Annotated in this window: 8 protein-coding genes; 1 reads left to right on the top strand and 7 read right to left on the bottom strand. The window is 29.5% G+C overall.

Annotated features, from left to right (window positions below; translation table 11 throughout):
- Positions 1-3,395, bottom strand: a 3,395-nt coding sequence (locus WAO56_RS08570) for a polysaccharide lyase family 8 super-sandwich domain-containing protein (RefSeq protein WP_422146326.1), incomplete at its 3' end; no start/stop codon positions are given.
- A gap of 225 nt (positions 3,396-3,620) precedes the next feature.
- Positions 3,621-4,307: a lysoplasmalogenase family protein gene (locus WAO56_RS08575; protein WP_422143941.1), complete on the bottom strand. Its 687-nt coding sequence runs from the start codon at positions 4,305-4,307 to the stop codon at positions 3,621-3,623.
- Between the two features lie 210 nt (positions 4,308-4,517).
- Here WAO56_RS08575 and WAO56_RS08580 point away from each other — a divergent pair, with 210 nt between their 5' ends.
- Positions 4,518-4,943, top strand: coding sequence for a Dps family protein (locus WAO56_RS08580; RefSeq protein ID WP_422143940.1), 426 nt, complete (start codon positions 4,518-4,520; stop codon positions 4,941-4,943).
- 131 nt (positions 4,944-5,074) lie between these two features.
- Here WAO56_RS08580 and WAO56_RS08585 read toward each other — a convergent pair whose 3' ends face one another.
- From WAO56_RS08585 to WAO56_RS08605, 5 genes are all read right to left on the bottom strand, one after another.
- Positions 5,075-7,174 carry a Tex family protein gene (locus WAO56_RS08585; RefSeq protein WP_422143939.1) on the bottom strand — a complete coding sequence of 700 codons (2,100 nt, stop codon included), beginning with the start codon at positions 7,172-7,174 and terminating at the stop codon, positions 5,075-5,077.
- A 77-nt stretch (positions 7,175-7,251) separates the two neighbouring features.
- Positions 7,252-8,368 (bottom strand): peptide chain release factor 2 gene (prfB, locus tag WAO56_RS08590; RefSeq protein WP_422143938.1). Its coding sequence is split into 2 segments (ribosomal slippage): positions 7,252-8,295 and positions 8,297-8,368, totalling 1,116 coding nucleotides; the frame shifts between segments, so codons are not numbered across the junction.
- Between the two features lie 9 nt (positions 8,369-8,377).
- Positions 8,378-11,098 carry a preprotein translocase subunit SecA gene (secA, locus tag WAO56_RS08595; RefSeq protein ID WP_422143937.1) on the bottom strand — a complete coding sequence of 907 codons (2,721 nt, stop codon included), beginning with the start codon at positions 11,096-11,098 and terminating at the stop codon, positions 8,378-8,380.
- 260 nt (positions 11,099-11,358) lie between these two features.
- Positions 11,359-11,517: a hypothetical protein gene (locus tag WAO56_RS08600; protein WP_422143936.1), complete on the bottom strand. Its 159-nt coding sequence runs from the start codon at positions 11,515-11,517 to the stop codon at positions 11,359-11,361.
- 1 nt (position 11,518) lies between these two features.
- Entirely contained in the window at positions 11,519-12,853 is a 1,335-nt protein-coding gene (locus WAO56_RS08605) for an aspartate kinase (RefSeq protein WP_422143935.1), read from the bottom strand.
- Between the last annotated feature and the right edge of the window lie 164 nt (positions 12,854-13,017).

Here is a 13,017-nt window from a genome sequence, read left to right on the forward strand (position 1 = left end):
GTTGCACTGTCTTTTGCAAGTACTTCTTTAGCTTCTGCTAGAGCATCATTTAAAGCTTTAACAGTTTCTGCTGTGTATTTACTAGTGTCAATTTTTTCAGCTTCTTTGACTTTATTTTCTAGTTTAGTTTTATCCACAGTTTTTTCTTTTAGATCTGCTTGAGCTTTTTCCAGTTTAGCTAATGCATCGTCAACTTCTTTTTGAGTTGCACTGTCTTTTGCAAGTACTTCTTTAGCTTCTGCTAGAGCATCATTTAAAGCTTTAACAGTTTCTGCTGTGTATTTACTAGTGTCAATTTTTTCAACTTCTTTGACTTTATTTTCTAGTTTAGTTTTATCTACGGTTGATTTAATTTGAATAACTATTTCTCTTGATGCTCCTAATAATCCTGTACTATCTAATGTAATTAAATTATCTTCAAGCCTTATATTTTCATCTTTACTTATGACTTTTTCTATATCCATATCAATTTCCATGGAAACTTCTTGATTATTTTGACTAGGGTTTGATATTATAATTTTTACTTTATTATTTCCTTCATTTTCAACTATAAAAGACATTGGAGTCTTGGCTGTTATATAATCTATTTTCTCATTAACATTCCAAACATTGGCCATTAATAAATCATTAGTTCTAATTGCTTGTACATCTCCATCATTACTTATTACTTCATAAATAGGGTTTTTGTAATAGTTTTCGATTTCTTTATCTGTTTTCCCTGGAATTATTACATATTCATATGAATCATTTACAACTTCTAAACCATGTTTTTTAGTTATTGTTAAATAATCATGAGTATATAATTTATCATTTAAGAAATATTCATTTATATCTTTATACTTTCCTGTTCTTGTATCTTTATATATAGATATATTTTCACTAGAATTAGGAATTATATATCCTATATTATTTTTAACGTTTTCATTTTTAAGATTGATCCACCCACAATCTATATTCTTGCTTGTTTCTATTAAATTTTCTCCATTAATTACTAAGTCTAATTTATCTAAATCAACTTGTCTATTTTCTAAAATTGTTTCTATTCCACTACTACTTGTACCATTAATCTCTGATCCTAAATTAATTATTTGATCTTCAAGTAAAAACCAGGATTTTTTTGCCCTTAAAATCATTTCTTCTTTTGTTTTATCTAAGAACATACCAATAGACCCAATTTTTCCATTGGTAGCACCTCCAACCCAACTTTGTGGACTTTTTACCGATGATTTGTGACCATTTGGCAATTCTTTAACATCTATTGTTGTACCAGGTAACCTATAAGAATCTATCGTTGTCCAATATCCTTCATCAAATTGAGAGTAATCTTCATTATAGAGATATAACATTCCATCAGCTGTATGCCATCCTCTTTTATTTTCAGTATTTCCATATTCATAATTAGCAATTCTATTTGAATACATCGCTATACCTGCTGCATAATTTTTAGTTTTTTGAAATACCCTATCCATTGATGCATATATATTTAAGATATTTTTATCCTCTCTAGACTTTATGTTATTATCATTTACAATATTTTTCAAATCTAATAGTGCATCAAAATCTCTTGGATTTTCATAAAAATTATAATATTCACTTGTATCAATTACCCACTGTTTAACATGTGAATATATTTTATCTTTTAATTCCTCCGGTGCAAACTTTGAAATTAATAACAAATTTGCTATTGTTTCTTTCCCAGTTTCTAATTCTGTGGTAAATGGATTTTTTAAAGGTGCTCTAGATATACTACGACCTGATACCATAGCTGGCATTCTACCACTAGGCATTAATTGTAAATATCCTTTGTCCACGACATTGAATAGATTAGATATCTTATTATCTTTTATTTCCCATTGGGTTCCAACTATTATAGATTGGATTCTACCTACTCCCTTTAATAATTCATTACCATAACTTCCATTATACGGGAAAAATGTGTGTTGTATTAAAGAACCATCTAAATACAGTCCATCACCTTTTGTTACTAGATTAAGAACTTTAGGAACGCTTTCTTTAACCATTTCAACTCTCTCATCTTCTTCTAGTAAAATTCCAGAGCCCAATACTGATATTGATATATCTGTTAAATTAGCTCCTGTTGCATTATATTTTGGCCATTGTTTATTAGGATTATAGGCATATTTTTTAATTGGAGTTACAAATTTCTCTAACATATCAGGATTATCTTTTAATATATCATCATGCAATAATATTAATGTATCAACTAATGGTTGAGCAGATCCTATTTGCCAATCCCACCAATTTCCTGTCCAATATGTTCCGTTATATTTTTTTGTCTCAATCATAAAATCAATAGCTTTTAAAATTTCTGCTTTTACTTCAGGATTATTATAAATAACACTGTCTGGTTCATAATAACCTAAAGTTAATTTTTTTATATTGTTAAATTGAGTTGTATAATCCGCTGAAGTTGTATCTGAAACAATTTTTTCCCATAAATATTGTCTATTTTCATTTTTATTTAAACTTTTCCACAGTCCTTCACTTTCATTTGATATTTGTTCTTTATATTTTTTTATATCAATATCTGAACTATCTAAATCCTTGCCAATTAATCGTATTTTCCATCTATTTCTCATTAATTCATATTCTTCTTTAGCAAGAACAACCTCAATCTTTATAACTGCTTTTAAATTAGTATTTTTTATTGATAAAGATATATTTGCCTCACCTTCATTTTTTGCATAAATTATCCCCTTTTCAACTTCTACAATATTTTTATCACTCGTTTCCCATATTAATTGATCTTCAGATATGTTTAAATTTTCAGGAATAATTTTATATTCTAAAGAAGCTTTTCTATTCTTACTAATTACTATATTATCTTTTTCAAAAACAACATTCTCTGGTATTCTAGAATACTGATAAGCCTCAAATGAAATGATACTTGAACCATAGTATTGACCATTCGTATGTTTCCACATACTTTTTTGTTTATATTTAATATATCTACATGATAAATTATCTAGATTTATACGTTTAATTACTTGTCCACCAGACGATCCTTTTGTTTCTCTTAATACTGATTTATACTCTACTCCATCACTTGAAACTAAAACTTCATAATCAGGACTTTCTGCATGGAAATTTAAAACGATTTCAGAAATAATATTTTCTTCCCCCATGTCTACTATTAACCATTGAACATCCTGTTTATCAGCAGACCATCTAGTCTCATCATTACCATCAACTGCACTTTCTCCTACAAATTGTGGATATTTCCAATCACCAGAAGAAACTTTGCCTCCTTCAACACCTGAATATTCAACCTTTTTATTTAATAACAAATCTTCATTTGATTCAGCTAGAACACTATTAGATCCCACTAAACAAAATACTGTTATTAACAAAATCATATAACATATTTTCTTCATATTTTCCCCTTTCTAAATCTTTACTAAAACAATATATTATGTACAAATATAAATAAAACTTAGCTATAATTTTACCTCCTTTTTTATAGTTAATATATTATTTTAAATTCAATCAGCCTATTATAAGCTTTTTATTATCCACTTAAATATTATAATACCATAATGAAAATCAAAATTTATTTTCTATCTATTGATATACCCTTAAAATCAACAAATATTTTCTATTTATAAATAATATGCTGTAAGTCCTAGAAAAAAACATCCCATATAATATGTAAATAAATTAACTAAACTTAAGTAAGATTTTTTCTTAGTTCCAAAGTAAACAAAAAACAAAACTATATCTGAAAATAAAAACAAACCAGTTCCTACAATAAGCAAGATTCCATGTATCTTAATTAAATTTCCCAATAAAACTACTTCCATGGCTTTTGTAGCCATAAGACCTATAATTACAGCATATATATTCACAATTTTTCTTAGTTTTTTCAACCTTACTAAGTTTCTTTTTTCACAAATTAAAGCTATAGAAACTAGAATAATAGGAAGAAAAAAATCAAACCAAAAAAATCCTATAAGTGAATAAAAAATAATACAAAATAGAATATGTGCTACTGAAAAACCTATAACACCAGCCTTAAAATATCTTATATTAATTAAAACTCTATTTTTGTTAAGTCCTAAAAAAACATCGCCAATTAGGCAAAAAACAAGACCTAAAATAAGAAGCAGAAATATTCCAGTATATTTTCTACCACTAAAATAAAAAGACATGAAACAGTTAAAAACAAATAAAGAACTTGTTAAGGTTTTTACTTTCAAATAAATGTCTTTTCTTTTTTTAGAAACCCATAATAAACTAACTAAAACAACAATATAAATTACACCAAAAATAGAAACAAAATATTTCATTTCTAACTCCTTTAGCAATTAGGCTATTTATACCAAGTATAACATATTAAATTAATAATAAAGTTTTACTAAATATCATATTTAAATTATTACAATAATTTAATATTAATTAGGCTTCGATTTGTAATAATTACATATTTGTGTTTAAAACATTCCACCTGGGTATATATGTTTTGTAGGAAGTTGAATAAAAATTTTTAGGAGGACAAAATGAAAAAATTAAATGTTTATTTATCAAATTTAAATATCGAAATAACAAAGGTTCACAATTTGCACTGGAATATAGCCGGAAATGGCTTTATTAATATTCATAATTTCACTGAAGAGTTTTATAATGACCTATTTGAAAAATTCGATGAAATTGCTGAACTTATTAAAATGAGAAAGGAATTTCCTTTAGCTTCTGTTAAGGATTATTTAGAAAATTCTACTATTAAAGAAATAGAATCTAAGGATTATAAAAAAGATGAGGTTTTAAATATACTTCTTGACGATATTAATACTCTTAGAGATTTAGCTGTAGAAATAAGACAAGAAGCCGATGAGAAAGGCGATTTTATTTTAGTAAGTGCACTAGAAGATCATATTTCAGGATATGATAAAAATATTTGGATGATTTCAGCTATGTTAAAATAAACTAATTAAAAGCTGTTGAAACTAATTTCCTTAGTTTTCAACAGCTTTTTTATTGAATATTCTTAAAAATTTATTTATTTTAAAACTAACTTTCCTTATAGATTCGTAATTCCTTTCACACTTAAATTTAATTACAATTTCATACTAAGGGCAACTTTTCCCTTATCCTTGTCTATTCCTATTATTTTAACTTCTACTATATCTGAAACCTTTACTAAATCCTTAGGATGTTTTATAAATTTTTCAGACATTTCAGATATATGAACAAGACCGTCATTTTTTATTCCTATATCGACAAAGGCACCAAAGTCAACGACATTTCTTACTGTTCCTTTTAATATCATACCTTCTTCTAAGTCATCTATTGAAAGTACATCGGAACGAAGTATTGGTTTTGGCATTTCATCCCTTGGGTCACGTCCTGGTTTTTTTAATTCCTTTACTATATCAACTAAGGTTGGGACTCCAACTTCCAATTCTTTAGAAACCCTACTAATTTGAATTTTTTTCAAATCCTGACCTAATAGTTTTTCTGCTATTTCGTAACTTTCCGGATGAACTCCTGTATTATCCAATATATTTTCAGATTCTGGTATTCTTAAAAATCCTGCACATTGAACAAAGGCCTTTGGTCCTAGTCCCTTTACTTTATTTAATTCTGCCCTATTTTTAAATGGACCATTTTCTTCCTTGTAGGCTACAATGTTTTTTGCAACGGATTTACTTATACCGGAAACATAGTTTAATAATGCAGGTGATGCAGTGTTAACATTTACTCCTACAGAGTTTACACAGTCCTCTACTACATTACCTAATGTTTGCTTTAACTCTTTTTGATTAACATCATGTTGGTATTGTCCAACTCCTATATGTTGAGGTTCAATTTTTACAAGTTCTGCCAATGGGTCCTGTATTCTTCTTGCTATGGAAATTGCTCCTCTTATTGTTACATCTAGGTCAGGAAACTCCTCATCTCCAAGTTTAGACGCTGAGTAAATTGATGCTCCTGCCTCATTGACAATTGTATAGAAAAGATCTTTCTTTCCTAATTCCTCTATTAAACTAGCTACGACACTTTCTGTTTCCCTGGAAGCTGTTCCATTTCCAATTGCTATTAAATTTACCTTGTATTTATTAATAAATTCAGTTAATACTTTTTTGGCTCCTTTAATATCCTCTTTTGGTTTTGTAGGATATATTGTAGAATAATCCAAAACTTTGCCATGTTCCGATATTACTGCAACCTTACACCCAGTTCTATAGCCTGGGTCAAGTCCTATTACTACAGAATCTTTAATTGGAGGCTGCATTAAATAAGGTTTTAAATTACCGGCAAAAACCTCTATTGATTCCTTGTCTGCCATTTCCTTTAATTCATTTTTTATTTCTGTTTCTATTGATGGTAGTAGTAATCTTTTATAGCCATCTCTTAAAGCTTCTTCTAAATATTTATAACCTACATACTCTTCATTCATACAGAGTTTAAATAATATGTTTTCTATATTTTCTTCATCATTAAAATCGTATTTTAATTTTAAAATACCTTCTTTTTCTCCCCTAAACATAGCCAATATTCTATGAGGTTTTAAATGTTTAATCCTTTCAGCAAAATCATAGTACATATCATAGGTAGAATCTTCTTTATCCGGTGCTTTTGTCGATATTAGTCCACCATTTTTATGAGCTTCATTTCTTACAATATCCCTAAATTCTTTTGTTTCAGATATTCTTTCAGCTATTATATCCATTGCACCTTTTAAGGCTTCTTCTAATGTATTTACTTCTTTTTCTTCATCTATTAAAGACTGGGCCATTTCTTCAATATCATTATTTTTTGCTTCTAGTGACATAATTAAATCAGCTAAAGGTTCTAGTCCCTTTTCCTTTGCTATAGTAGCCCTTGTTCTTTTCTTTTGCTTATATGGTAGATAAAGGTCTTCAACTTCCTGTATTTTTTCAGCATTTTCGATTTCCGTTTTTAGCTCTTCTGTTAATTTCCCCTGCTCATCTATTAAACGGATTACATCTTCTTTTCTTTGCTCTAAAGACCTTAAATATGTAAGATGTTCTTCTAATTGACGAAGTTCTGTATCGGATAAGTTCCCCGTTACTTCTTTTCTATATCTTGAAATAAAGGGAATGGTATTTCCTTCATCAATTAATTTAATTGTATCTTCTACTTGTTTTTCTTTTATTTTTAATAATTCTGCAATTTTTAAGTTGATATTCAAACGTCCACCTCATACTTTTAAATAATTCTCTTCTAATATAATCCTAGATATATTTATAGGATGCAGTAAGCTGCATCCTATTTATCTTTTTGCTTTATAGCATTAAGCTTTAAATATTCATTAATAAAATCGTCAATGTCTCCATCCATAACCCGCTCTATATTCCCAACTTCATAATTAGTTCTGTGATCTTTTACTAATGTATAGGGATTAAAAACATAGGAACGAATTTGAGAGCCCCAGGCAATTTTATTATATTTTCCCTGTATATCTTCAATTTTTTCACGATTTTCTTCTTCTTTTATTGCAATAAGCCTAGCTTTTAACATTGACATAGCAGTTTCCCTATTGCTTATTTGGCTTCTTTCCGACTGACACTGAACTGTTACCCCTGTTGGAATATGCGTAATTCTAACGGCTGAATCCGTTGTATTAACATGTTGCCCACCGGCTCCACTTGCCCTATAGGTGTCTATTCTTAAATCATGTGGATCTATTTCGATTTTATCCGTATCTTCAATTACCGGATAAACATCTACACTGGCAAAGGAAGTATGTCTTTTTTTATTGGTATCAAAAGGTGATATTCTAACAAGTCTGTGAACACCCTTTTCAGATTTTAAATAACCATAGGCATTATAGCCCTTAATAACCATTGTTACAGATTTTATTCCACCTTCTGTATCACGGTTATAATCTGTTATTTCATGGGAAAAACCATGGTCATCCATCCACCTGGTATACATTCTTAAAAGCATTTCCGTCCAGTCCTGGGCTTCAGTTCCACCGGCTCCTGAATTAATTGAAAATATTGCATTATTTTTGTCATATTCACCACTAAGCATAGTTTCAATTTTAAAATCTTCCAACACTTTTTCTATTTTTTTCAAAGTATTTTCAATTTCCTTATCATATGCTGTTGTGTCTTCTTCTTTTACCATTTCAAGAAGAACTTCAACTTCTTCTAATTCCTCTTGAATTTTATAAAATTTTTCTGCCTTTTCTTTTTTAACCTTTAACTCGTCAAAAAGATTTTGGGCCTTACTACTATCGTCCCAAAATCCTTCTTCCATTGTTTTTTCTTCTAAGGTTTTTATATCATCTTTAAGCTTAGGCAAGTCAAAGTGAATCACCTAACTCCTTTAAAGTTTCTTCTAAATAAGATATTTCTTCGTGTACTGCGTATAAGTCCATTTTTTCCCCTTATGCGTTTCTACCACAACATTTTTTGTATTTCTTTCCACTACCACATGGACAAGGGTCATTTCTTCCTATTTTTTTACCCTTTACAACTGTAACTTGTTGGTCACTGGATTTAGTTTCTTTTGCTACTTGTTTTCTACGAACTTCTTCAACAGGTCTAACATTAAACAAGCCTTTTAATGTGTCCTCTTTTATTGAATTGTTCATTTCTTCAAACATACCAAAGCCTTCTTCATTGTATGCCCTAACAGGATCTTGTTGACCATAGGAACGAAGGCCTATACCTTGTCTTAATTGATCCATTGCATCAATATGATCCATCCATTTTCTATCTACAACCATTAAAAGTATAACTCTTTCAATTTCTCTGAACTTTTCAGAGCCAATTTCCTTTTCTTTTTCGTCATAAGCTTTTAATGCTTGTTCGGTAATATATTCTTTTAAAGTTTCTTCATTGTATTTATTTAAATCCGGGAATTGAAGTAAGCCATCTGGTAAAAATGCAGACTTAAGATATAGCATTAAACCTTCCATATCCCATTCTTGTGGACTATTTGAGCCATTAGTAAAATTATCCACTGCTGATGAGATAATATCTTTCATCATTTCAAGAATATAGTCTTTCATGTCCTCGCCTTGAAGAACTCTTTCCCTTTCTCCATAGATGATTTTTCTTTGAACATTCATAACATCATCATATTGTAGGACGTGTTTACGTATACCAAAGTTATTAATTTCAACTTTTTTCTGAGCTCTTTCTATAGCTTTTGATATAGTCTTAAATTCTATTGGTTCATCTTCAGGAAAATCACCTTTTTCAGCAAATCTCTGAATTGTTTCACCACCAAAAAGTCTCATTAAATCATCTTCTAATGAAATAAAGAATCTTGAAGAACCAGGGTCTCCCTGTCTACCGGAACGACCTCTTAACTGGTTGTCTATACGTCTTGACTCATGTCTTTCTGTACCAAGTATATACAAGCCACCAGCTGCTAGTACCTTTTCTTCATTTTCATCTGTTTGGATTTTATATTTTTCATGAAGCTTATTATAAACAGCTCTTGCTGCCATAATTTCCTCATCGTCTGTTTCTATAAAACTATCAAGACTATCTATTATATAATCGGCATAACCTTGTTTTTTCATATCATGTTTGGCCATAAATTCAGGGTTACCACCTAAAACAATATCTGTACCCCTACCAGCCATATTTGTTGCTATTGTTACTTTGCCATATGTTCCTGCTTGAGCAACAATTTCTGCCTCTCTTTCATGATGTTTAGCATTTAATACATCATGAGGAATTCTCTCTTTTTTAAGCATTTTAGAAATTAACTCGGAAACCTCTATTGTAACTGTACCTACAAGAATAGGCTGTCCTGTTTCATGAATTTCCTTTATTTCTTTAACAATTGCATCATATTTAGCTTTTTCATTTATATAAATTCTATCTTCAAAGTCTTTTCTTGCAATAGGTTTGTTAGTAGGTATTTCAACAACATCCATATTGTAGATTTCGCTAAATTCATCTTCTTCTGTTTTGGCAGTACCTGTCATACCGGCAATTTTATTATACATTCTAAAATAATTTTGGAAGGTAATTGTTGCAAGGGTTTTTGATTCAGACTGTACTGTTACACCTTCCTTAGCCTCTATTGCTTGGTGTAGTCCATCGGAGTATCTTCTACCTTGCATAATACGGCCGGTAAATTCGTCTACAATTAAAATCTCCCCATCTTTTAGAACATAATCAATATCTAAATGCATAGTATTATGAGCTTTTAAAGCTTGATTTATATGATGGGCTATTTCCATGTTGGAAAGATCCGATAAGTTTTCCAAGCCAAAATATTTTTCTGCCTTTGCTGTACCTTTTTCTGTAAGACTTGCTGTCTTTTTCTTTTCGTCTACAACAAAGTCAACGGTTTCTTCTTTAATTTCCCTGTCAAAGATATCTGGTTTTTCTTCATTAGGGTCAATAATTCTACCTTGTAAGGTTCTTACAAATCTGTCTGCTCTAACATAAAGATCTGTAGATTCATCACCTTTTCCGGAAATAATAAGAGGGGTTCTTGCCTCATCGACTAAGATAGAGTCAACCTCATCGACAATAGCGTAGTTTAATCCCCTTTGTACCTGGTCTTCCTTATAAATAACCATGTTGTCCCTTAGGTAATCAAAGCCAAATTGATTGTTAGTACCATAGGTTATATCACAAGCATAGTTTACCTTCCTTTGTTCATTATCCAGTTCATAAGTAATACATCCAACTGATAGCCCTAAAAATTGATGGACTTTTCCCATCCACTCCATATCACGCTTTGCAAGGTAATCATTTACTGTTACTATATGAACTCCTTCTCCTGTAAGGGCATTTAAATAAGCAGGTAAAGTTGCAACTAAAGTTTTACCTTCACCTGTTTTCATTTCAGCAATTCTACCTTGATGTAAAATCACACCACCTATTAGCTGAACTCTATATTGTTTCATTCCCAAAACTCTCCAAGAAGCTTCCCTTACAACTGCATAGGCTTCCGGCAATAAGTCATCTAAAGTTTCTCCATTTTTTAATCTATCTTTAAATTCCTGTGTTTTATTTTTTAATTCTTCATCTGTTAAATTAGATATTTCCGTATCTAATGCTTCAATTTTGTCAACAATAGGGTCTACTTTTTTTATTTCCTTATTGTTGCCACCAAATAATTTGTCAAAAAATCCCATATTTCACCTCATATTTTTTCATTGTTTATTTTATCACTTATTCCCTACATATACAAATTAAAAGCTCTTTTTAAACAGCTTTTTATAAATCTTAATATTTTCTTAGATTTCTATTTATTAAATCAATATTTTTTTTATTTCTTTAAAATATTATGAACTTATTACTTAAAAATAATTAATTACCCTATGTATTATATAATATAATTTTTTTATTAAAAAATACTTAAATAAAAAAGTCGAACTCCTTTAGAATTCGACCTTTATTTATTCATTTTATAGTTTAGGTATATCCTGTAGATTATAGCTGCAGCTACAATTATTATTGCTATTTTAAACAAAAGACTAATTACAGAAGCAAATACTGTAATTAAAGTAACTGCCACTATAAATATAAGAATCATTGCTAATAAACTGTACATTTTACCATTCCTTGTCACCGTTCATAAAAGTATCATAAACAGCCCTTATGGCATTTTCATAATCACTATCTGATATTCCAACTATAATATTTACCTCACTTGAACCTTGAATTATAAGTTTCACATTTATATCTGCCTTAGCAAGTCCTGTAAATAAAGTAGCAGAAGTACCGGAGGTATTTTTCATACCATGACCAACTACAGTAATTAAAGAAATATTTTTAGTATAGCCTATTGAATCAGGTTTGCAAATAATTTTTATATCTTGAATAATATCTTTAACCATTGGTTCTTCAACATTATCATTTATAATTAAAGAAATGGAATCAATAGAAGAAGGCATATGTTCTAAATAAATATCATATGATTCTAAAATTGACATAAGTTTTCTATGAAATCCCTTATCTTGATTTAATTTAACTTTTTCAATATAAATAACTGTAAAATTCTTTCTTCCTGCTATTCCTGTTATCCAGGTTGAATCCTCTCCTAAGCTTTCCTCGTCTACAATTAGTGTACCAGGATCTTCTGGAGCATTTGTATTCTTTATGTTAATAGGTATTCCTTCTGAAGTAACTGGAAATATAGCTTCATCATGTAATATTGACGCTCCCATATAAGACAACTCCCTTAACTCTTTATATGAAATTTTCGAAATTCCCTTTGGTTTATGAACAATTCTTGGATCTGCTATTAAAAATCCCGAAACATCTGTCCAGTTTTCATATAGTGATGCTCCTACGATTCTAGAAATTATTGAACCAGTTAAGTCTGAACCACCTCTACTAAAGGTTTTTACCTTTCCATTTGGTAAGGCCCCATAAAAACCAGGAATTACTGCTCTTTCAACTCCATCTAGTCTTTTTGCACCTATTGTATAGGTCATTTCAGCATCAAAATTTCCCTTTGTGTCAAAAAATATAATTTCCTTTGGATCTATAAAGTCATAATTTAAATATTTTGATAATAATATTCCATTTAAGTATTCTCCACGACTAGCAATAAATTCTTTAGAAGCTCCATCTCCTAATTCTTTAAGTATTTCATCAAAATATGGGTCTAAATCTATAGTCAAACCAATACCTTCTGCAATACCGTTATAAACCGTCTTAATATTTTCCAAAACCTTTGAATAATCTTGTTCCAACTTAAATAAATCCTCTAAAATATACAATAAATCCGTTACTTTAGTATCATCAGGATAAGATTTCCCCGGAGCAGAAGGAACAACGAATCTTCTTCTACTATCGCCTTCTACTATATTCTTAACCTTTTTAAATTGTTCACTATTAGCTAAACTACTTCCCCCAAATTTAACAACTATTGGCTTTTCCATATTTCCTCCCATAAAATAATTTATTATATTAACGTATTATACCATAATGACTAAAACATTGATATAAAGTACTAATTTAAAAAATTATTTCTTAATAGTATCTTCTTTAGATATTATATTAACATATTGATTAAAAATTTGAATGTTTTATACTATACTGTTTT

The organism is Miniphocaeibacter sp., from assembly GCF_049276255.1.
In the GTDB taxonomy this organism is placed as follows: Bacteria; Bacillota; Clostridia; order Tissierellales; family Peptoniphilaceae; genus Miniphocaeibacter.